This window comes from Phyllobacterium chamaecytisi, from assembly GCF_020164455.1.
Taxonomy (GTDB): domain Bacteria; phylum Pseudomonadota; class Alphaproteobacteria; order Rhizobiales; family Rhizobiaceae; genus Phyllobacterium; species Phyllobacterium chamaecytisi.
In genome coordinates this window covers 1-22,702 of record NZ_JAIQWW010000039.1, presented here as the reverse complement: position 1 = coordinate 22,702, position 22,702 = coordinate 1, and the positions used below count along the sequence as shown (strand labels likewise).

The 22,702-nt window shown below is 57.4% G+C and carries 19 protein-coding genes and 1 pseudogene; 4 read left to right on the top strand and 16 right to left on the bottom strand.

The window, feature by feature from the left end:
- Positions 1–907: 907 nt before the first annotated feature.
- Together LB462_RS30180 and LB462_RS30175 are read left to right on the top strand one after the other, a co-directional pair.
- The gene (locus LB462_RS30180) at positions 908–1,510 is read left to right on the top strand and encodes a transglutaminase-like cysteine peptidase (protein WP_224515675.1); all 603 of its coding nucleotides are present in this window, start codon (positions 908–910) and stop codon (positions 1,508–1,510) included.
- A gap of 282 nt (positions 1,511–1,792) precedes the next feature.
- Positions 1,793–3,004, top strand: a complete 1,212-nt coding sequence (locus tag LB462_RS30175; RefSeq protein ID WP_224515677.1) for an MFS transporter — start codon at positions 1,793–1,795, stop codon at positions 3,002–3,004.
- Here LB462_RS30175 and LB462_RS30170 read toward each other — a convergent pair.
- On the bottom strand, positions 2,977–3,942 hold the full coding sequence (locus tag LB462_RS30170) for a LysR family transcriptional regulator (protein WP_224515673.1): 966 nt from the start codon (positions 3,940–3,942) through the stop codon (positions 2,977–2,979). The genes LB462_RS30175 and LB462_RS30170 overlap by 28 nt on opposite strands.
- A gap of 230 nt (positions 3,943–4,172) precedes the next feature.
- Positions 4,173–5,162 (bottom strand): substrate-binding domain-containing protein, encoded by a 990-nt coding sequence (locus LB462_RS30165; protein WP_224515672.1) that lies wholly within the window; start codon positions 5,160–5,162, stop codon positions 4,173–4,175.
- A 290-nt stretch (positions 5,163–5,452) separates the two neighbouring features.
- On the opposite strand from LB462_RS30165, the gene LB462_RS30160 reads away from it, so the two are divergent.
- Positions 5,453–5,707, top strand: coding sequence for a DUF982 domain-containing protein (locus LB462_RS30160; protein ID WP_114429916.1), 255 nt, complete (start codon positions 5,453–5,455; stop codon positions 5,705–5,707).
- A 211-nt stretch (positions 5,708–5,918) separates the two neighbouring features.
- Here LB462_RS30160 and LB462_RS30155 read toward each other — a convergent pair whose 3' ends face one another.
- The 12 genes from LB462_RS30155 to LB462_RS30100 all read right to left on the bottom strand — a co-directional run bounded on the left by LB462_RS30155 (position 5,919) and on the right by LB462_RS30100 (position 20,239).
- A complete protein-coding gene (locus LB462_RS30155; RefSeq protein WP_224515670.1) occupies positions 5,919–7,574 on the bottom strand; it encodes a GMC family oxidoreductase in 1,656 nt (551 codons plus the stop codon).
- A 65-nt stretch (positions 7,575–7,639) separates the two neighbouring features.
- Positions 7,640–8,404, bottom strand: coding sequence for a 3-ketoacyl-ACP reductase (locus tag LB462_RS30150; RefSeq protein ID WP_224515668.1), 765 nt, complete (start codon positions 8,402–8,404; stop codon positions 7,640–7,642).
- Positions 8,404–9,933 (bottom strand): GMC oxidoreductase, encoded by a 1,530-nt coding sequence (locus LB462_RS30145; RefSeq protein WP_224515666.1) that lies wholly within the window; start codon positions 9,931–9,933, stop codon positions 8,404–8,406. Before LB462_RS30145 ends, LB462_RS30150 begins: the two co-directional genes overlap by 1 nt.
- A gap of 21 nt (positions 9,934–9,954) precedes the next feature.
- On the bottom strand, positions 9,955–11,073 hold the full coding sequence (locus LB462_RS30140) for an ABC transporter ATP-binding protein (RefSeq protein WP_224515664.1): 1,119 nt from the start codon (positions 11,071–11,073) through the stop codon (positions 9,955–9,957).
- A 4-nt stretch (positions 11,074–11,077) separates the two neighbouring features.
- A complete protein-coding gene (locus tag LB462_RS30135) occupies positions 11,078–11,959 on the bottom strand; it encodes a carbohydrate ABC transporter permease (RefSeq protein WP_224515662.1) in 882 nt (293 codons plus the stop codon).
- Positions 11,956–12,834, bottom strand: coding sequence for a carbohydrate ABC transporter permease (locus LB462_RS30130; RefSeq protein ID WP_224515660.1), 879 nt, complete (start codon positions 12,832–12,834; stop codon positions 11,956–11,958). The genes LB462_RS30135 and LB462_RS30130 overlap by 4 nt, the downstream gene beginning before the upstream one ends.
- A gap of 92 nt (positions 12,835–12,926) precedes the next feature.
- Entirely contained in the window at positions 12,927–14,174 is a 1,248-nt protein-coding gene (locus tag LB462_RS30125) for an ABC transporter substrate-binding protein (protein ID WP_224515658.1), read from the bottom strand.
- Between the two features lie 107 nt (positions 14,175–14,281).
- Positions 14,282–15,790: an aldehyde dehydrogenase family protein gene (locus LB462_RS30120; protein ID WP_224515656.1), complete on the bottom strand. Its 1,509-nt coding sequence runs from the start codon at positions 15,788–15,790 to the stop codon at positions 14,282–14,284.
- Positions 15,790–16,569: an enoyl-CoA hydratase/isomerase family protein gene (locus LB462_RS30115; protein WP_224515655.1), complete on the bottom strand. Its 780-nt coding sequence runs from the start codon at positions 16,567–16,569 to the stop codon at positions 15,790–15,792. The genes LB462_RS30120 and LB462_RS30115 overlap by 1 nt, the downstream gene beginning before the upstream one ends.
- Entirely contained in the window at positions 16,562–18,163 is a 1,602-nt protein-coding gene (locus LB462_RS30110) for an acyl CoA:acetate/3-ketoacid CoA transferase (RefSeq protein WP_224515653.1), read from the bottom strand. Before LB462_RS30110 ends, LB462_RS30115 begins: the two co-directional genes overlap by 8 nt.
- 16 nt (positions 18,164–18,179) lie before the next feature.
- Positions 18,180–19,181 carry a Gfo/Idh/MocA family protein gene (locus tag LB462_RS30105; RefSeq protein WP_224515651.1) on the bottom strand — a complete coding sequence of 334 codons (1,002 nt, stop codon included), beginning with the start codon at positions 19,179–19,181 and terminating at the stop codon, positions 18,180–18,182.
- Entirely contained in the window at positions 19,178–20,239 is a 1,062-nt protein-coding gene (locus tag LB462_RS30100) for a LacI family DNA-binding transcriptional regulator (protein WP_370637353.1), read from the bottom strand. Before LB462_RS30100 ends, LB462_RS30105 begins: the two co-directional genes overlap by 4 nt.
- Before the next feature lie 149 nt (positions 20,240–20,388).
- Here LB462_RS30100 and LB462_RS30095 point away from each other — a divergent pair, with 149 nt between their 5' ends.
- Positions 20,389–21,552, top strand: coding sequence for a dihydrodipicolinate synthase family protein (locus LB462_RS30095; protein WP_224515647.1), 1,164 nt, complete (start codon positions 20,389–20,391; stop codon positions 21,550–21,552).
- 15 nt (positions 21,553–21,567) lie between these two features.
- Here the strand turns inward: LB462_RS30095 and LB462_RS30090 are convergent, their stop codons facing one another.
- Positions 21,568–22,215, bottom strand: a complete 648-nt coding sequence (locus LB462_RS30090) for a VOC family protein (RefSeq protein WP_224515645.1) — start codon at positions 22,213–22,215, stop codon at positions 21,568–21,570.
- A 225-nt stretch (positions 22,216–22,440) separates the two neighbouring features.
- Positions 22,441–22,702, bottom strand: a pseudogene (locus LB462_RS30085) (carbohydrate ABC transporter substrate-binding protein); the annotation flags it as partial.

Below are 22,702 nucleotides of genomic sequence, written 5' to 3'. Positions count from 1 at the left end.
GAATTGCCGCCCGCGCCAGAACCACCAGTGCCAGACCCACCTGTGCCAGAACCACCTGAGCCAGAACCACCTGTGCCAGAACCGCCTGTACCGGAATTGCTGCCCGCGCCAGAACCACCCGCGCCGGCGCTGCCGGCACTGCCAGCATTGCCATTCCCGGATTTTCCGCCCGACTTGCCGCGGCCCGCTGTTCCATCGCCGCCCGTACGCTCGGCAGTTGAAGTTGTGCTGATCGCCCCCGTAGTTAATGGCGGACACATATCGAGTTGTTGCTTTGAAAGAACCAGTTTTCTGTTGAGAGCAAAGCAGCAAAGCCCTGCGTTATCGTTAGTAAGTGTTCGACATTGAGCTGCACTGGCAAAAAGAGCGCGTTTGGCTTGCGCATATGCCGGGGCGCTCGAAAACGTCGTCGAAACTAGTCCTAAAGTAGAAACCGCCATTACAGCGAGTAAACCACCGCGTTTTGCCTTGCTTATTTTGTTTGTTATTGTAGGCATTTTACGTTTCCCTCAGAGTTAACTTTATAAGCAACTCACCATACTAGGAAAACATTTCGTTTTTTTCTTAGCCATTGATGGCTTTATTGCTTATCCAATCTGTAAGCTAATTATTATTTGGTTACTATTTAACAATGATGCTTAGGGGCCTTATAAAAAGATTAATGAAATGATTCAAAATATACCGTATTGTTTAACCTGATCCCGTCGCGGATTATCAGCCGCCCAATCGTTCCAGAGGATAGTGTTAATCCTCGCCAGTAGCGGCAAAGACGACGTACCCAGCCTCAGGCCCTGAAATTAATGCCGTCACGGCATGTTAATAACCGACGTAAAACTTCAAGGCCGAGAACATGATTTTAACGGGTTAACGCGCAAGCTGCGTTTGGCAATTCGCGGGAGAGCGTCGAATGATTCGCAAATATTCTCTGCTTGTTTTGACAGCATTGGTAATTGGAAGCACAATTTCAGTTCCGGCATTCGCGCGGGGCACTGAAATGCAACTCAACGGCAAGGGCTTTGGCCCACCGGCGTTTCGCTCATTTTGCGGGCGCTTCGCGAGCCTTTGCAACACCCGCTCAGGCGCCAGGATTGTCCAGTTGACGGCGGATAAACGCCATCAACTTCAAACGGTTAACTCAACCGTCAACTCGAGCATCAAGCAACAGAGCGACATGCAGACCAATGGTGTCGAGGACCTCTGGACGATCCCGACAAAAGCCGGAGACTGTGAAGATTTCGCCATCCTGAAGAAGCGCGAACTCCTGAAACGAGGCTGGCCAGCGGCATCGCTGTTACTTACGGTTGCCCGCCTTCCCTTCAGCAATGAGGGGCATGTGGTGCTGACCGTTCGCACTTCAGACGGTGACCTTATTCTCGATAACCGCACCAATTCGGTCAGGGACTGGTCGAGCACGTCGTATCGCTATTATGCACGGCAATCGCAAAAATCGGCGGGCTGGGACAGAATAGGCAAAGCAATACCCATCGACGTTACCGCGCGTCTGAAGTAACGACCTCAACCGCCTGCATCCAAAATTCAATCGCAGGATGAGATTCTTATCCCGGATTCGACCCTTCTTGCATAGGAATCGGATCAAACCGTGTAAGAATCGCGCTTTTTTGTTTTATTTTCGCCCCGGATCAAACTTGCGGTCGACAAGTCGTGCGGCGCGTTGCCGCCTGCCTCTGCCAGATGTTGCTATTGCCGCAATCAGGTGAAAAACTGGTGGCCTATTCGCTCTTGCAATGAGAGGCCCATCGAAATTTTTCCGGTGGGAAGACTGATCCCCGGCATGACTGGCATCGATGCATCCGGCTCCTCGAGTGAGTCGCTCTACTGGCGGCAGAACCTCGTCGTCTGCCTGCTTGGCTCTTTTACGACGATCGTCGCGATGACGTTGATCCTGCCTTTCCTGCCACTCTACGTTGAACAGCTTGGCGTGAAAGATCATGCGGCGATCGTGCAATGGTCGGGTGTTGCCTATGGCGCAACATTTTTCACAGCAGCGCTCGTCGCGCCGCTTTGGGGGCGTCTCGCCGATCTCTATGGACGTAAACTGATGCTCATCCGCGCCAGTCTCGGCATGGCGGTCGCCATGTCGCTGATTGGCATGGCGACCGATGTCTGGCAGCTTGTTTTCCTGCGGCTTTTGACCGGACTGCTCGGCGGCTATGCATCGGGCTCCACGGTCCTGGTGGCAACCCAGACGCCAAAGGCGCGAACCGGCTGGGCACTCGGGACCCTTGCCTCAGGCATTATGGCCGGCAATCTTGTCGGTCCGCTGATCGGCGGCGCGCTGCCGCCTTTGATCGGCATCCGCCAGACCTTCTGGCTGGCGGGAGGCGTCATCTTCATTACCTTCCTGGCGACAAGTTTCTTCATCAAGGAAGAATGGCGCCCGGCAAAGTCGAAGACTGGCAAACTGGGCGGCGGCTGGTCGGCCATTCCCGACAAGCGACCAATCATCGTGATGCTGCTCGCAGGGATGCTGTTGATGCTCGCCAATATGTCGATCGAGCCGATCATCACCGTCTATGTGGCGCAACTCGTCGACAATCCGGCCCATGTCACAATGGTCGCCGGTATCGTCATGTCGGCGGCAGCGTTGGGAAGCATCCTTTCAGCATCGCGCCTTGGCAAGCTCGCCGACCGCATCGGCCATTGGAACGTCATCGTTGCGGCGCTTGGTGTATCGGCGCTCCTGTTGATCCCGCAGGCATTCGTAACCGAGGGGTGGCAGCTTGTCGTTTTGCGCTTCCTGATGGGGCTTTCGCTCGGCGGGCTTCTGCCCTGCATCACCAGCGTAATCCGCCACAATGTTCCCGACCGCGTCTCCGGCACTATTCTCGGCTATGCTACCTCTTCGCAATATGCCGGGCAGGTAATCGGCCCGCTTGCCGGCGGGTTCGTTGGTGGGCATTTCGGCATGCGCGCAGTCTTCCTCGGCACCTGCCTGATGCTTGGCCTCGGCGCGCTCTACGGCTGGCTGGTGCGTCCGCGATAGAGCCGCTGTTTGTCGGCAGGTTCAACGAGCTCGAAGGCGATGTTATCGGCGAGATGGGCAATGAACTTTTCGATAATCTTCAGTGCGGCCTCCGCATGGCCGGAGATGGGATGACCTGAAGGTTGCAATAGAAAAAGCGTGCGCGTGAGCGGTGGATTGGCGATCTTGCGCGCAATCAGCGTACCGGCCTCGACCTCGCGCGCGACGACGCCATAAGGCAGAAGTGCAGAAGCGGTACCTTGCGCTATCAGTCCCTTGATCGCCTGCTTCGATTCAATCTGATAGGTGACATCGAGTGGCAAATGCAGTTGCTCCATCGCCTGTTTGACAAGCTGGATGACATGGCTCTTTTCGGTGGAGATCACGAAAGTCGCCCTGGAAAGTTCGGCGAGATCGATTGGCCCCTGCTTGTTGAATTCCGTTGCCGGACCGGTGACGAAGAAAAGCGATTCGGTGAGGACTGGCGTGCAATTGACCGCCTTATGAGAAGCAACGTCGAACGCCAACGCCAGATCAATCTCACCCTTGGCAATCCGCTCTGGCAGATTGTGGCTGATATCTTCGATGATATGAACTTTGGCGGCCAGGTTCTGCCGGTTGAATTCCTGCGCCAGCGGAGCTGCAAGCAGCATCGAGAGGCTGGCTGTCAGTCCGATCGACAGATGCCCAGGCTCCGAATTGTTGAAGGTCTTTATAGTCTTCTTGATCGTCGCGAACCGTCCCAGCAAGTCCCTGGCTTCTTCGAGAAAATACTGGCCCGCAGGCGTTGTCTTGATGCCCCTTGGGCTGCGATCCAGCAATTGCACGCCGAGCTCCTGCTCAAGCGCAGTAATCTGCGAGCCAAGCGCCGGCTGGACTATGTTCAATTTGGCCGCGGCCCGCGTGATGCTTCCGCTCTCACAAACACAAACGAATGATTCAAGCTGACGAACCCTCACCGATTTTCCTCCTCTGCACGAGGCCCGTCTTACCATGCCGGCAGGATCAGGTCATGCGGAAGAACGTTTCCCGCCGGGCGACGTTCTTAAAGGGAATACCGCTCGCCGAAGAAACGCAGCGCTGTGATGTGAGCGGCCAATGGGTCCTCGGGTCATCCTCGGGTTTAACCCGAGGACGAGGATGACGGACAGGGAGGGCGCGTTTCAGGTAAAGACAAGGGCTCCAGGAATCAGATGACGATTTTGGTCATGATGCCCGCCGGAAAAACCTCCTCCGGAGTCATGTGCCGTTGGGCGATACCCTGCTGATAGGTATAGAGCATCATCTGTTCGAAGGTTGCCCGGTTCTTTTCGATACCGAAGGGAAACGTATCGCCATCGAAAAGCGTGCGCATACGGCGGGCGTAGGTGGCAAGCCACGGCAATGGATAACGCGAGACGGCAGGATCGAGCAGACGCTCTAGACTGCGATTCTTCGACTCCTCGAAGGCATTATAAAGGTTGCGGGCGATCCATGGATTGTCGTCGAGCAGGTGTTTCTTGAGCGCGATGATGTGCATGATCGGCCAGATACGCGTGCACTCATAATATTCCTCCTCCATCTCCAGGTAATCTGGAAACAACCGTTCAATATTGGGGTCTCCCTCGAGGAAACAGGTGGGCGGGCGGGCAATGATAGCGCAATCGATCTCGCCGGAGGCGAGCATCTCCGAGAGAGACTTGTCGCCGACACGCGTCAGCTTGACACCTTCCGGCAAGTCGAGATCGACCTTCTCGATACGTCCGGACGCGTTTGCCCCCGCCTGATACCAATGAACGTCCTGCAGTTTGACTCCGCAATCATTGTGCATCCAGCCGCGCATATAAACGGCTGCGGAATGTGCCCATTCCGGCGAGCCGATACGCTTCCCGCGCAAGTCCTCGACCGTCTTGATGCCGCTGTTCTTGTTGACATAAAATGAACTGAACCGGAACAGCCGCGAGCAGATGACTGGCAAGCCGATGATGTCGCTGTCAGGCCGGCTGATCTGCGCCATGAACTTGGCAAACGAAAGCTCACTTATGTCCCATTCGCGATTGAAGGTGAACCGCGCGAAAATCTCGTGGTGACCCAGAGTCAACCAATTCAGGTCCAGTCCCTCGGCTTTCACAGCGCCAGTGCGAAAATCGCGAAAATGATCATAGTCGGTCGTGGCTATCGTAAGTTTTTTGCGAGTCATTCCAGGTTTCCGATTGCTTGCTATTTCAGAGCAGAAAAGCCTCATGTTATTTCGACCAGATCCGCGAATCCAAAAGGTAGTGTGAGTTCCGGCGCCTAACCAATACATAGATTGTTTGGGGTCATCTACAAAACAGACGACTGGCGATCAGAGGCCTGCTCTGCGCAATCAATCATTTAAAAATAATTCTTCAAACTGTCATGGAACCGGACTCATACCGGACTCATTTCTATGGTTGGCTGAGCGGCGTAAAACTGCTGCCAAACTGTCCGACATTTGTGGAGGAAGTGATGAACGACAAGCGTTTTCCCATCCCGGTTATGATCACTCTTGGAACTGCCGGTCAACGAGCAGTCTCCAGCGTTTGGGAAGCGATCGAATGCCTGCGAAGTTATTGGCCCGCGAAGAAAGGACCGAGCTATCGCCGGGCTTTGCAAGCCTGCCTTGATGCGCTCGATGGCTGGAAGCCCGCGCACAAGGCGCGCCATGCCTTTATCAGCGCCGCGCGCGAGGCTGGTGTATTTCTGGATACCCGACTGCATTAAGATGCGACGGCGCCCATCTCCCCCCTTGTGGGGGAGAAAGGATTTTCTTGGATTTAGCCTCTTTGCTAAATCCTTAGAAAATCCAAGTGAGGGGATCTCTTTGATCCCACAGATCACCATCCCCTCTCTGGCGATTTCTAGCACTTAGCAAGGGCTAAGATGCTGAAATCGCTTTCTCTCCCACAAGGGGAGAGATAATCGGCATCCACTGTCAGCGAATATCTGCCCGTGCCCGCGGGCGTTTTTCATTCATCTCATTGGAGAAGATTGCCGGCGGTAACGGTGTCATTTCACGAATGATATCCGCGCCTTTTTCACCCATCATGATCGTTGGCGCGTTGGTGTTGCAGGACGGGACGCGCGGTATCACCGAACTGTCGCAGACGCGCAGACCTTCAAGACCCCGAACCTTCAGCTCCAGATCGACGACGGCCATGGCGTCGGTGCCCATCTTGCACGTACCGACCGGATGATGATCGGTCTTGGCGTTGGCGCAGCCGTATTCAAAGAGCTCCTCGTCGGTATTGTATTTTGGTCCAGGCAGGCGCTCCGCCATGACAAATGGTTTCAACGCCGCCTGTTGCATGATTTCCCTGGCAAGCTTCAAGCCCTCGATCGACATCTTTCGATCATGCGGATCGCTCCAATAGTTCGGATCGATCAGCGGCGCCGCGAATGGATCAGCCGATTGCAGCCGAACGGTGCCGCGCGAACGGGGATGCAGATAGGCCGAATTCAACGTGACGCCGGCATTCTTCAATCGTTCGACACCTGCCTCGATGCCGGAACCGAGACCAAGATGAAACTGGATATCGGGCGAGCGGGCTTTGTCATCGGCGTACCAGAAGCCGCCGGTCTCGAACAGGCTGGATGCGACGGGACCAGAGCGGAACAGCACATATTGCAGTCCGGCCCACAGGGTCCTGTGCAGCTTGGCTACACCATCATAGGTGTGATCGCCGGTGCATTCGCAGATGACGAACAGGTCAAGGTGATCCTGCATATTCTCGCCGACGCCCGGCAGATCATGCACGACCGGCACGCCGGCGCTTTTCAGATGATCGGCGGGGCCAATGCCGGATTGCAGCAGAAGCTTTGGCGAGCCTATTGCGCCGGAGCTCACCAGAACTTCGCGTTCCGCCCGGATGATTTCGCGCGCATTGGCGTTGATGATCTCAACGCCAATGGCACGTTTGCCCTCGACGATGATCCTTGATACCTGCGCGCCAGTACGGACCGTCAGGTTCTTGCGGTCTTTGATGGGTGTGAGATAGGCCATTGACGCGGACGATCGACGGCGATCTCGCTGGGTCAGCTGGTAAAAACCGACGCCGCCTTGCGTCTTGCCGTTGAAATCATGATTATAGGGTATGCCCAGCTCCTGACCGGCGCGGATATAGGCATCGCAGATCGGCAGGGTGGCTGCAGGCATGGAGACGCCCAGCGGCCCGCCATAGGAATGGTAGTCGTCAGCAAAACGCTGATTGTCTTCGGCGCGCTTGAAATAGGGCAGGACATCGCGATAGCTCCAGCCTTTGCAACCGTCTTCGCTCGCCCACAAATCGTAGTCGGTTGCATTTCCGCGCGTGTAAAGCTGCGCATTGATGCTCGACCCGCCACCGATTACTTTGGCCTGCGTATAGCGGAGCACACGGTTTTTCATGTGCTTCTGCGGTACGGTTTCCCAGCCCCAGCTGGCGACACCCTTGGTCATCTTGGCAAAGCCGGCGGGCATGTGGAACAGCGGGTTCCAATCGCCACCACCTGCTTCCAGCAGCAGCACGGAAATCGCCGGATCTTCACTGAGACGATTGGCGAGGACGCAACCCGCGGGACCCGCGCCAGTGATGATGTAGTCATAGGTCATGGTCTAACTCTTTGTTTTTGCGCAATTTCGGGCGGAAAACCGGTTCCCGCTTTTCCTGCAATTGCTTAAAGCCTGCTTATCGAAAGGGCGCCGTCGGCATTGATGACGGAGCCGGTGGCAAAGTTGAAATCGCCGCTGGCGAGCGCCGCGACGATGCGACCGAGATCTTCCGGCTCGCCCCAGCGCTTCATCGGCACCAGGCCTTCGGCGATAAGTTTGTCGTATTTCGCCGCAGCAACCGCAGTCATGTCAGAGCGGATGATACCGGGGCGCACGTCGAAGACGCTGATGCCCTGATCCGCCAGACGCAGGGCGAGGCCTTGGGTGAAGGAAGCCAAAGCAGCCTTTGTCATGCAATAGTCGAGCCGTTCCGGCGAGGTCATCCCGGCGGAAACCGATGTTATGTTAATGATCGAGCGTGGATGGGATGCAGTATTCCCTGTCAACATCGTTCGCAACACGGCCTGCGTGAAAAACACAGTTCCGCGCAGATTGATATCAAAAATCGCGTTATAGTTAGCTGGCTCAAGATCGAGGAAATCTCCGCGAACCTTAGAGCCGATACCGGCATTATTGACGAGGCAATCAATGCGGCCGAACTTCGCGATGGCGGCCTCGACTGTTGCGCCATGGCTTGTCAGATCAGCGATATCCGACTGGATGAAGACCGTATCTGCCCCCAGCTTGTGCAGCACCTTGATTGCCGATTGACTGGCAGCGTCATCGGCAATGTCGGTGATGGCTAGGTCGAAGCCCTTCGACGCCAGAGCCTTGGCTATGCCAAGCCCGATGCCACGGCGCGCGCCAGTGACGAGTGCCACAGGTTTCATCACGCAAGCTCCTTCGACACGATATGATCCGCCACACGCAATGCCTGCGCAGCAATGGTCAGTGCCGGATTGACGGCGGCCGAGGTCGGCAGGAACGCCGCATCGACGACAAACAGATTGGGGTGCTGCCAGGCGCGGCAATAGATGTCGAGCGGCGCGTGCGCCGGGTCGTCACCCATGCGGACTGTGCCGCATTGATGCGACGGGGTCTTGCGATCGAAGGCCTTGGAAAGAACCAGCGGAAAGCCGGCCGCGCGCAGGACCGATTTGATTTGCGCAACCAGCTTTTGATGCGCCGGCCAATTGCTGCGGAGCCATTCAAGGATGATCCTGTCGCCATCGACGCGGACGCGGCTGTCCGGTTTTGGCACATCCTCGCTCATTGCGAGAAAATCCACCGTATGGGCGCAGAAGCGGTCGAGTATCCATTCGGGCACGAGCTTCAGGTCAGATTTAAGCACCGGCCCGCTTATGCGCCCGAGCAGTTGGGCATTGCCGAGCGGCGCACCGCCCTTGCCGTCGGACAGGTAGAAATCATTGAAACCAAAGGTTTTCTGGTAGACGGAATCGTTCCTGAAACGCGGATCGAAGCCGATGACCGCAGAGAGATTGTGGTTCATGAAATTGCGCCCGACCTGATCGGAACGATTGGCGAGCCCTGCCGGATTGGCATCATCGGCGGAACGCAACAGCAGCACGGCGGACTGCACAGCACCGGCGGAAAGGACGACAAGCTTAGGCTTGAGGACGTAACGCGCGCCGTCTTTTTCATAATGCACCGCAGCGATGGTGGTGCCGTCAGGTGCAGTTTCAAGCCGCGTGACGCGGGAATTGGTCTGCAATCTGACATTCTTGTATTTGAGCGCAGATGCAAGAGCTGTGGTTTCAGCATCCATCTTGCCGTTGAAACTGTTCGGGTGCGCGTCCCATGGCGTTTTCCCGTGGGACAGCCATGTATCGATATCGACACCGAGCGGCAAAGTGGATGGGTGAACACCCGCCGTCTTCAGCCGCTCCCGCAAGGCAGCGATGGGCGCTTCGTCGGGAACCGGGGGGAAATCATAGGGCGTCGAATGGAGCGGTTCAGTCGGGTCTTCGCCCAACTTGCCGCGAACCTGAAACAAAGCTTCGGCCTTGCCATACCAAGGCTCCAGTTCCTCATAAGGAAAGGGCCAGGCAGGCGACACGCCTTCGAGATGCTGCAACTCCTCGAAATCCTCGGAGCGATAGCGCGTCAGCACCGCCCCGTAGAATTTCGAATTACCGCCGACATTGTAGTAGTTCCCGGGGTTGAAGGCACTCCCGGTCTCGTCGTACCAGCTTTCCTTGGGGCGGAAGAAGCCGTGCTGGAAGATCGCCCGCGGATCGCGATTCTCGGGACGATCCGGCAGATGATCGCCGGCCTCGAGGATGAGAATATCCGCACCCGAGGCGGCAAGTCCTGCCGCCATCGTCGCGCCGCCGATGCCTGAGCCAATGATCACGATATCTGCGGCTGTGGCCGGTTGTATCTCTTGGCTCATGCGCATTGACCGTTCATAAGGTGCGTTTCAGGCGCCGATACGCAATTGCGATTGCGGATCGAAGAACACGGCTTTGTCCAGATTGAAAGCGAGCTGTGTTTTTGCCCCGGGAACAATCTGCGCATCTGCGCGCAGGCGGGCAACGACTTCCTTGCCGCCAAGCTTCGTCACCGCGAAAGTATCGGAACCTGCGGGCTCGACCACTTCGATCAGGCATTCGCCTTCAACCAACGAATTCGCATTGCGATCCGCGCCATCCGGATCAGTCAGCGCTTCGGGGCGAATGCCGAAGATGACATCCTTGCCGGCATATCCGACGAGAGCGCTGTTGGTCTTCTTGATCGGTAGGCGCAGCGGCGGCGCATCCGGCCTTTCGAGCACGACATGCAGGTCCGAAGCGCTGCCATCAATCTTGGCTTTGAGCAGGTTCATGGCCGGTGACCCCATGAAATCGGCAACGAACAGATTGGTCGGGTTGTTGTAGATTTCCGCCGGGGTGCCGAACTGTTGCAGCACGCCATCCTTCAGAACCGCGATCTTGCTGGCCAGCGTCATTGCCTCGATCTGGTCGTGCGTCACATAGACGATCGTAGTCTTCATGCGCTGGTGCAGCCGCTTGATTTCCGTGCGCATGTCGACGCGCAGCTTGGCATCGAGATTGGAGAGCGGTTCGTCGAACAGGAACACCTGCGGATTGCGCACAAGCGCGCGGCCCATGGCGACGCGCTGACGCTGGCCACCTGAAAGCTGGCTGGGTTTGCGGTCGAGCAGATGGCCGATCTGAAGCATGTCGGCAACCTGCTTGATGGCTTTCTCGCGTTCTGGCTTGGGGACGCCGCGAATTTCCATGCCGAAGGCGATGTTGCCGCCAACGGTCATATTCGGATAGAGCGCATAGGACTGAAACACCATCGCGATATCGCGCTTGGAGGGATGCAGTCCGCTGATCGACTTGCCCTTGATGGAGATATCGCCGGAGGTGATCGGTTCCAGGCCGGCGATGGTGTTGAGCAATGTGGACTTGCCGCAGCCGGAAGGACCTACGAGCACGAGGAAGCCACCCTCGTCTATCTCGATATTGATATCCTTGAGGATCGGCACATTGCCGTAGGACTTATGCAGGTCTTTGATCTGGAGAAATGACATTGATTTATCCCTTCACGGCGCCGGACATGAGGCCGCGGACGAAATAGCGTCCGGAAACGATGTAGACGATGAGAGTTGGCAGCGCTGCGAGAATGGCGCCGGCGAAATGCACGTTATATTCCTTCACGCCGGTCGACGAATTGACGAGATTGTTGAGCGCAACCGTCATGGGCGTGCTTGAGAAACCGGAGAAGGAGGCACCGAACAGGAAGTCGTTCCAGATATTGGTGAACTGCCAGATGACGGACACGACGATGATCGGCCCCGATGACGGCAGAAGGATGCGGCGGAATATCTGGAAGAAGCTCGCGCCGTCGATCTGCGCCGCGCGGACGAGTTCAGTTGGAAACGCCTCATAATAGTTGCGGAAGTAGAGCGTGGTGAAGCCAAGGCCATAGACGATATGGACGAGGATCAGGCCCTGAATCGTACCTGCCATGCCGAGCAACCCGAGCATGCGCGCCATGGGAATGAGCACAATCTGGAACGGGATGAAACAGCCGAGCAGCAGCATGCCGAAAATCAGATTGGAGCCGCGAAACTTCCATTTGGTCAGCACGTAGCCATTGAGCGCACCGACAACCGTGGAGATGGCGACCGCAGGCACGACCATGAGGATCGAATTGATGAAATAGGGCCTGAGGCCTGTCGGTTGCACGCCGATCTGTGCCGTCGACCAGGCTGTAAGCCAAGGCTGAATTGTCCATTCGCGTGGAGGCGAAAGCATGCCGCCCTGGCGGATTTCTTCCAGCGGCTTCAGCGAATTGACCAGCATGACGTAGAGGGGCAGCAGGTAATAGAAAGCAAACAGGAACAATGCAGCGTAGATCAGTACACGTGTCAGCTTGCCGCTGGAGATGGCATTATCCGGGCTCTGGGCACTCATTTGTTGCCCCCTCTGATTTCTGAGTAGAGATAGGGAACGATGATCGAGAAGATCATGATCAGCATGATAATGGCCGATGAAGCGCCAATGCCCATGGAATTGCGGGTGAAGGTATAGGAATACATGAAGGTCGCGGGCAATTCGGTGGCCTGGCCCGGTCCGCCGCCGGTCAGCGCAATCACAAGATCATAGGCCTTGATGGCGAGATGGGCGAGCACGACGAAGGCGGAGAGGAAAACCGGGCGCATCAGCGGAATGATGATGCGGCGATAGATCATGCCGGTCGATGCGCCATCGATCTGGGCCGCCTTGATGATTTCATTGTCGACACCACGCAGACCGGCAAGAAACATGGCCATGACGAAGCCGGAAGATTGCCAGACGGCGGCAATGACCACCGTATAGATCGCCATTTTGGAGTCCTTGATCCAGTTGAAGTGAAAACTCTCCCAGCCCCACTGGTGCATGGTGTTTTCAAGTCCGATGCCCGGATCGAGGAACCATTTCCAGGCAACGCCGGTGACGATGAAGGAAAGTGCCATCGGATAGAGATAAATCGGGCGCAGGAGGCCTTCGACGCGGATCTTCTGGTCGAGCAGGATGGCGAGGCCGAGGCCGATGACCGTGCAGATGATGATATAGAGCGAAGCGAAAATACCGAGATTGGTGATCGCGCGCCACCAATGCGGCAACGCCCAGAGCCTACGGTAATTATCAAACCCGACAAAGCCATAGGATGGCAGCATCTTGCTATCGGTGAAAGACAGGATGCCGGTATAGGCGATGAAGCCGTAGACAAAAATCAGGACGATCAGAAAACTCGGTCCCAATACCAGTTTCGGTATCAGGTCCTGTATGCGGCTGCGGGTATCCATAGCCTCACCCCTCGATGTGTAATCTTATATTTGCCGCGAAGCGTCGCGGGAACCTGTCCGGGGCGATAGGGCCCCGGACAGAAACACGTGACTTATTTCGCAGCAGCAACAGCGGCAACGAGTTCCTTGACTGCTTCTTCCGAAGTCAGATCGCCGTTGAATTCACGGGTCACAACGTCGTAGATCGCGTTCTTGACCGCAGCCGGATTGGCATGGCCATGGGCCATCGACCCAAAGAGCGTGCCAGCCTTGTTGGCTTCGGCAAGGTCCTTGATGGCCTTCTTGCCGCAATCATCAAAAGCCGTGTCCGGAACGTCCGTACGTGCAGGAGCAGAACCCTTTACGACATTGAACGCCGACTGGAAGGTCGGGCTTTCGATGGCCGATGCCATGACGAGCTGCGGCTTGAGCTGTGCTTCACTGACCTTGAACATGGCGAACTGGTCGGAGTTGAAGGTTACCGAACCCTGAGTGCCCGGGAAGCGCATGCAGACGAAATCCTTGCCTGGCACTTTACCAGCCTTGATGAATTCGCCCTTGGCCCAGTCGCCCATGAACTGCAGACCTGCCTTGTTCTCGATAACCATTGCGGAAGCAAGGTTCCAGTCGCGACCGGAGAAATTGTCATCCACATAGGTACGCAGCTTGGTCATGCGGTCGAAGGCTTCCTTCATCTTGTCGCTGCCGAGAGCAGCGGGATCGAGGTCGATGAAAGCCGACTTGTAGAAGTCGTTGCCGAGCGACAGAACGACGGCATCGAAGATCGTCGCATCTTCCCACGGCACGCCACCATGGGCGATTGGAATGATGCCCTGCGCCTTGAAGTTGTCGAGAAGAGCGATCAGCTCGTCCCAGTTCGCAGGCTCCTTGCCACCGGCCTTATCGAGCGCGGCCTTGTTGATCCAGATCCAGTTGGTCGAATGCACGTTGACCGGCGCAGCAATCCAATGACCGTCATATTTCGAGAACTTCTGCAGGGCGGTCGGGATCACGTCATCCCACTTTTCCTTGGCAGCAACTTCATCGAGGTTGCCGAGGGCACCCTGTTTCGCCCAGTCGGTGATGTCGAAACCGAGCATCTGTACGGCTGTCGGCGGATTGCCGGCAGTGACACGGGCGCGCAGAACGGTCATCGCTTCCGTACCGCCACCACCGGAAACCGGCATGTCGGACCATGTGATGCCCTTGGATTCCAGATCCTTCTTGAGCACTTCCAGCGCCGTCGCTTCACCGCCTGAAGTCCACCAATGCAGGACCTCGACGTTTTCGGCCGCACGGGCCATCGTTGCTGTACCGAGCAGCATTGCTGCAGCGGCAACAGTATTCATCAGCTTTTTCATAACAGTCCTCCCACGAGAAAAAAGAGATAAAATTTAACATGTCCGACCGAAGGTGCCCTCAGGTCCGGGGCATTCATACAATAGGCAGAACGGCTATTACAATCGATTTAATCTCCTGACCATACTACTTTCCGCCTACCCATGTGCATGTTCAAAGTTTTGGTTTCCGTATAGTCCTCGACCGCATGCCTGCCGAGTTCGCGGCCGAGCCCGGATTGCTTGTATCCGCCGAAGGGCAGTTCCGATGCACCGTCCATGAAGGTGTTCATCCAGATGGTTCCAGCACGTACCCGGCGGCCAATTGTCATGCAGGTATCGAAGTCGCGACTCCAGACGCCAGCAGACAGTCCATAGTCGATGGAATTCGCGATACGGATGGCCTCCTCCTGTGTATCGAACGTTAGCACAGACAGCACCGGTCCGAATACCTCTTCCCGCGCCACGGCCATCTCCGGCTGGACGGCCGAAAGGATCGTCGGTGCCATGAACTGTCCCAAGCCGAGATCGAGCGCTTCACCGCCATGGCTGATATTCGCCCCCGCGGAAGCGGCGTTGCGGACATAGGCGCCAATCTTGGCGAGGTGCTCCGGCGTGATGATCGCGCCGACTTTGGTACGCGGATCGAGCGGATCGCCAACCCTGACCTTGGCGGAAAGCGCCGCGACGCGCTGGACGACCTCATCGGCGATATCGCGGTGGACGATCAGGCGGGATCCGGCATTGCAGCATTCGCCAGCGTTAAAATAGGCGCCGAACACCGCCGCATCGATGAAATCGTCGAGATTGGCATCGGGAAACACGATCTGCGGGTTCTTGCCGCCGAGTTCAAGCGAGACCTTTTTCAGGGTCTGGGCGGCATTTGCCATAGTCAGCTTGCCGACAAAGGTCGAGCCAGTGAACGAGACCATGTCGACATCCGGATGCATGGTCATCGGCGCACCAACTTCGGCACCCGTCCCAACGATAATATTGACCACGCCAGCAGGAACACCGGCTTCCATGAGGATTTCACCGAGCACCAGTGTCGAGCCGGATGTCAGCTCCGAGGGTTTCACCACAGCGGTGCAGCCTGCGGCGAGCGCGAAAGGTAACTTCTGGCTTACGATGAGGAAGGGGAAATTCCAGGGCGTTATGATCGAGACGACACCGATCGCCTCGCGCAGGACGACACCCAGTGTTGCGTCTCCGAGCGTATTATAGCTTTCGCCATGCAAGTCGCGGCCAAGTGCAGCCGCGTAGCGCCAGATATCCACGGCGCCGCCGAGCTCCGCCTTGGCCTGGCTGATTGGTTTGCCGGATTCGATACAGTCGAGATAGGCAAGTTCATCGGAACGCGCTGCGATGAGATCGGCGGCCTTGAGGATGATGTTCGAACGCTCCGCGCCGGTCATGCGCGACCACGGCCCATTGTCGAACGCGTGGCGTGCGGCAGCAATTGCGCGTTCTGCGTCGGCCTTGGTTCCTGCCTGGTAGCGTGAAACAACAACGCCATGACCGGGGCTCTTGCGCTCGATGACGCCGCCTTCAGCGCCGTCGGTCCATCGCCCATCGATCAGCATCTGGAATTCGCGCACCTTGAAGTTGTCGAGTGCCTGAGGCCGCACCAGAACTGTCATTACCATTCTCCCTTGAACACGGGCTCACGCTTTTCGGCAAAGGCCGAAACACCTTCTTTGAGGTCCGCAGTTTTTGCGACGAGGATCGAGCCAAGCGCCTCGACCGCCGTTCCATTGTCTTCGCCATTGGCTGAAGCGATCATCAGTTTTGCCACCTCCACGGCAGCCGGGCCGCGCTTGGCGATGCGCTCCGCATAGGCTTGCGCTGTGGAAACCGCGGTACCGGTGTCGACCACATGGTCGACGAGGCCGAACCGCAGACCCTCCGCCGCGCTGAACATTTCGCCGCCAAGCGCCATGCGGCGAACCACTTGCGCGCCAAAACGCCGGACCAGCCGCTGTGTGCCGGACCAGCCCGGCACCATGCCGAGGCCGGTTTCCGGCAGGCCGAGCTTGATGTGCGTTTCAGCGATACGGATATCCGCTGTGGCAGCCAGTTCCAGGCCGCCGCCGAGCGCATGGCCGTTAAGCGCCGCTATCAAAGGTACACGGAGTGTCGCCAAACGTTCGAAGACGCGGTGGCCGAAACGCACCCAGGCATGGCCAAACTCATTTGGCGTCATCGCTGCCCAAGCCTTGATATCGCCGCCTGCAGAAAACGCCTTGCCAGCGCCGGTGAGGATCGCAACCCGCACTTGCGCGTTGGTCTCCACTGTATCGCAGGCGGCGCTCAACTCCTTCAACATGTCGAGGTCGAAGGCATTGAGCTTTTCCGGACGCGACACGGTAATCGTGGCGATAGGACCGGCGAAGGTAACGTTGATGCGCGGATCAGCCATGGAGCGTCCTTTGCTGTTTCTGCGGCAATTTCAGGCCGAATGGTTCCGGCGCGAACAGATGCGCGTCCATCAGCTTGAGATCGCGGGCAACAACCAGCGGGAATTCCGACTGATCGAGAATGTGCGACTGGAGGTCCACGCCCGGCGCGATTTCCGTCAGGACCACGCCCTCCGGCCTCAGGACCATGACGCAGCGTTCCGTGACATAGGTGATGTCCTGGCCTTGCTCGACGGCGCGACGGCCGGAGAACGTCACATGTTCGACTTGCGTGACCAGCTTCTTCAGCTTGCCTTCCTTCTCGATGACCAGCTTTCCATCCTCGACATGTACTTTCGCACCGGCATTGAACATGCCGGAGAAGACGATCTTGCGCGCCCTTGCGGTGATATCGACAAACCCGCCTGCGCCAGCGGTCACATGCGGACGGAAGCTCAGCTTCGACACGTTGACCGAGCCAGACTTGTCGATCTCGAGGAACGACAGCAGCGAGGCATCAAAACCCGCGCCCTGAAAATAGGTGAACTGGTGTGGCGATGGGACAAAGGCTTCCGCGTTGGAAGCGCAGCCGAACGCGAAATCCAGGAGCGGAATACCGCCGACAGGTCCTTGCTCGATCACCCAGGTAACCGCCCCGTGCAAGCCCTCCTCAAGCAGAATGCGCGGAACATTCGCAGAGATGCCGAAGCCGAGATTGACGGCACTGCCAGCTTGGAGCTCGGTTGCGACGCGGCGCGCAATGACTTTCTGGATATTGAAATCCGGGAGCGCGAAATCTTCCAGTGGATGGAAAATCTCGCCGGAAATAGCCGGATCGTAGAGCGTTTGCGTGGTCTGCTTCTGGTCGGGATCGACGACGACGTAGTCAACAAGGATGCCCGGCACACGCACATCGTGCGGCTTCATTGAACCGCTCTTGGTGATGCGTTTGACCTGCGCGATGACGATGCCGCCATTGTTGCGCACCGCGAGCGCCTGATCGAAGCCGCCGAGATAGGCGCCCTCATGCTCGTAAGTGAGATTGCCGCGCTCGTCCGAGGTGGTGGCGCGGATAATCGCGACCTGCGGAATGATGGGCTTGAAGAACAACCATTCCTCGCCGCCGAACTCGATCTTGCGGACAACCGGTTCTTCGGCGGCAGAGGCATTCATGGCGCAGCCCTGCCGGTCCGGATCGACAAAGGTATCGAGTCCGACCTTGGTGAAAACGCCCGGGCGCTTCGCCGCCGCTTCACGGTGCATGTCGAACAGAATGCCGGAAGGAATATTATAGGCCGCAACCTCATCATTGCCGATCATCTGCCAGATCAGTGGAGGTTCGGCGCTGGACGGACCGGATGGATAGGAGCCTCCGATGATCTTCTTTAGCAAGCCCTTCTTGGCGATGTGATCGACACCCTTGATGCCGCTCATATCCCCGGCCGCAATCGGATGCAGGGTCGTCAGATTGCGCGGATGACCGGTCGCATCGAAGCGGGCGCCGATGGCTTTCAGCATCAGATCCGGACAGCCGAGACCGCTCGAAGACGAGACCGAAACGATCGCTTCGTCGGGAATGAGGTTCGCGGCCTCCTCGGGGGTGATGTGCTTATTCATATCAGTATTCGTTTTCTCAGAGGCCCGGATTGATCGGTTGGGCGGTACCGGTCCTGGCAGCTTCAGCGACGGCTAGGCCGGCGGCCAGCGACCACAAGCCATCTTCGCCACTGGCTGCCGGCTTGCCTTGGCCCGCGATGGCGGCATGGAACTTGGCGATGCCGGTTTCGTAAAGGTTTTTCTGATCGAGCTTCAGTTCAGTCTCGCCGTCTTTATTGCGAAGAGTGACCGTACCGATCGGCTTTTGCGACATCACATTAAGGCCGACGAGCGAGCCTTCGGTGCCGTGCACTTCGAAGCCGGTCTCGGAATATTTGGTTGTGAAACCATCATGGAAGAGGGCGATCAATCCCGACTTGAAACGCATGACGCCCATGACCGCATCCTCGAGGCCCGCCTTGGCCAAGCCGCTTTTCTGCGAGAATGCCGTGGCCTCGACAGGATCATCGCCAAGAACATAACGCAGCGTGTCCGTGTCGTGCACGGTTATGTCGAGAATGACCCCGCCTCCTGCCTCCGGGCGATCGAGCCGCCAGCCCTGCAAATGCGGAGGCAAATAGACTGCGTGAAAAACCTTGGCAGCGAGCGGCGTGCCGATCTTGCCAGCGGCAATGGCTTCGCGCATCGCAGTATGGCTGGCCGCATTGCGCAGATGGTGATTGGTAGCGAAAACGACATTTGCGGCGCGGCAGGCCTCGACCATGGCGCGCGCATCGGCAAGGCTCGTCGCCAGCGGTTTCTCGCACAGTATGTGCTTGCCGGCCTTTGCAGCGGCCAGCACCTGATCCTTGTGCAACTCGTTGGTCGTTGAAATATAAACGGCATCGACATTCGGATCGCCGACCAGCGCGTCGAGCTTGGTCACTGAGTTCGGGATGTTGTGGTCCGCTGCATATTTTTTGCCGCGCTCTTCGTTCGTGCTCATCACGGCGACGATTTCACCGCCGCTGGCGCGGATCGCATCGATTACCCACTCATGCGCAATGGTGCTTGCGCCGATCAATCCCCAGCGTGTCATGCCAACTCCTCCAATTGCTTTACAGGCGCACCGCAGCTTTGACGCACAACCAGGCGCACTGATGTCACAATCGATTCCGGATCTGTTTGTCCGGCATTGATCTGTTTCAAGACCAGTTGCGCCGCCCGCTGTCCCATGCCCTGCGGATCGACCGAAACCGTGGTCAGCGCGGGTACGGCCGTCTTCGCCTCGATCACATCGTCGAAACCGATGATGCCAAATCCCTTGCCGGGCTCGATATTGTTGGACCGCAGGCCGTCGCAAACGCCAAACGCCACTGCATCATTGAGGCAGAGGGCGGAGGTCGGGCGTTCGGCAAAGACCATCATGCGCTCGACCGCAGCAACACCGCCGGCGCGCGACGGCGCGGAATGAATGACGAATTTTTCGTTGAAGGGGATGTCGGCTTCAGCCAGCGCGTCGCGATAGCCACGCAGCCGCTCGCCGAAAACCGCCGTATCCACGAAACCGCCCATGAAGGCGATCCGGCGATGACCTAGGGAGATCAGATGGCGGATGGCAGCCTTGGCGCCGGCATGGTTGTCGGAAAGGAGCGTCGAGACTTTCGCGCCGGGCACATTGCGCACGACCAGAACCACCGGGATGCCGCTATCGGCGAGCGGCTTGATATCGCTGGCTTCCGTGCCACGCGCCGGGGACAGGATCAGCCCGGCAATACCATTCTCGCGCATGGAGGAAATGACCTCGCGCTGGCGATCGACACTCTCGCCGCTGTGAGCCAGGAACTGCACGTAGCCCGCCGACTGGACCATCATGTCCATGCCGACAGCAAGTTCGGCAAAGAAACTGTTGGTGAGATCATTGACGACGATGCCGATGATCTTCGACTTCGACTGCCGCAGGTTTGCAGCGCCGCGATTATAGACGTAGCCAAGATCGCCGATCAGCGCATTGACCTTTTCGCGGGTCTTTTCGTTGACGAGTGGGCTACCCTGCAGGACCAGTGAGACAGTGGATTTCGACACGCCGGCGGCGTGCGCAATATCCACAATGCTGGTCCGGGTTTTGTTCAACGAAAATCCTCCATCGGCCTTCATATAATTGGAACGTTCCAAATCCGTCAAGCGATTTTATCGCCAAAAGGCGTTATTGTGGGATATTATTGATTTCTGGCGTCATTAAATTGCCTCTTGTTTTTTGGAACGTTCCAAATTAAAAGATACCGCTGATCTGGGAGCAATGCAGAATGACCCTCAAAATTCAATTGCCGAATGGAAGTGGGACGACCGCCGATTACGTTTTGAGCGGCGTGCCGATTGTCGCGCCTTCAAGCCCTCCAACATTCAACCGGATTGCCTATGCGGCCGCTCACGTGGTGTCCGACCCATTGCGCGACACCCAGCCTTGGGGTGCATCAGCAATCGATTGGGATGCAACCATGGCATTTCGCCATCATCTATGGTCGCTCGGTTTCAAGATTGCCGAGGCCATGGACACTGCGCAGCGCGGCATGGGCGTGGATTGGGCCGGAGCACGCGAACTGATCCGCCGCTCGCTGGCCGAGGCGCGGACTTTTGATGGAGCGGACCTTGCCTGCGGCGCCGGTACCGATCAACTGGCACCTGAGGATGCCAGGAGCCTCCACGACGTGATCGATGCCTATGAGACGCAGATCGGGTTTGTCGAAGCGGAGGGCGGACGTGCCGTAATGATGGCGAGCCGTGCGCTGGCCCGCGTCGCGCGTTCGGCCGACGACTACCGTATGGTCTATGGCGAGATTCTGCGCCAGACCGGCAACAAGGTCGTCCTGCATTGGCTTGGAGACATGTTCGACCCGCAGCTCGCGGGATACTGGGGCTCACCCGCCTTCGAACAGGCACTTGAAACGGTGCTCGCGATCATTAGTGATAACAAAAAGAAGGTCGAAGGCATCAAGATTTCGCTGCTGGACAACGCCAAAGAAATCGAATTGCGCAAGCGGCTGCCGGAAGGCGTGCTTTGCTTCACCGGCGATGATTTCAACTATGCGGAACTGATCGAAGGCGACGGCGAACGCTACAGCCATGCGCTGCTGGGCATTTTCGATGCGGTTGCGCCCTCGGCGTCCAAGGCCTTGGCGCATCTTGCGAAAGGCGAAACGCAGGCCTTCCGCGACGTCATCGAGCCGACCGTACCGCTGTCGCGCAAGATTTTCGAAGCCCCTACTCAATACTACAAGGCGGGGGTGGTATTCCTCGCCTGGCTCAACGGCCATCAAAGCCATTTCACCATGCCGGCGGGCCTGCAGTCCGCCCGGGGCATTGTCCACTACGCGGATATCTTCCGGCTGGCCGATCGGGCCAATGTGCTGGACAAGCCCGAACTTGCGGTTAGCCGCATGAAGAGCCTGCTGCAGGTTTATGGCGTTTGAAGATCGGACCGGAATTCAGCCTGCTGGCCCAGCAAATAGTATGAGATTCCCATCTGGATCCAACACAATGAAATTTCGGGCACCCCACGGTTCTTTCGTGATCGTTTGATGAAACGGCACGCCGTTGGCCTGAAAATCCAGAAAAAGTTGTTTGATCTCATCGGCTGTATCGACTGTGATCGATGCGGAGAGCAGGTGCTCACGCTCCCGGATGTCACCCACGAATACTGGTTCGCACACCAGCCGTAGCGCGAGCCGCGCCTTGTCGCGAATGACCTGTCCGTAGAACGGCGGTTCGCCGTAGATGAAGTCAATGGTGAATCCGAGCTTATCGGTGAAAAAGCTGCACGACACCTGAATGTCGCTCACAAAGAGTTGCGCCGAGGTCGAAGCAAGAACGGGACGTAGTGCGGTCCTTTTGAATTGCGTGCTCATGGATTGGGCTCCTGACTTGAGCGCCAGCCATCCCTCGAACCCCATTTGACGTGCGACAAGTTCTTGCGCGTCAGAGAGTTTGAAGTTCGCTTCCAGTATCTCACTGTCACCAAGGTGTTGAAACCGTGGCAAAACGGCCCTGATTTCAGCGGCCACGGGATAGTACCGCTGCCGATGCCAGCGCAAATACTGCTTGGCTTGCTTCTTAAGATTTTCAAGATTCGGCATAGGCGCATCTGTTGTTACATCATGGAGGCGGGCATTGCCCTTTCGACCTTGTGTCGATGCAGCCTACGCAGCTCTTGGATATTCCTTCGAGCCGCGTCTGTTTGTCAATAACTAGGCTGAAGACGGCTCTTCTTGAGGTAGCTTTGGCAGTTCTGAGTGGTTCCGATCAACGAAAAAGGGGCAGCGCCGAAGCGCCACCCCTCCCCCCACCAAAACGCGTGGAACTTACTTGCTCCAGCTCTTGACCAGCTCATCGTAGTTGACGGTCTGGGGCTTTTCCTTTTCGTTCTCGATCTTCAACTGGGGCGCCAGATGGCCGTTTTTGACGGCATCGGCATTCCAGTAGGCAAGGTCATGTTCTTCGGCCAGTTTCGGACCGATATCACCCTGCACGCCTGACTTTTCGAGGCGTCCGAGAACCTTCTCCTGCTCGGAACATAGTGAGTCCATAGCTTCCTGTGCGGATTTCGCGCCGGAAGACGCATCA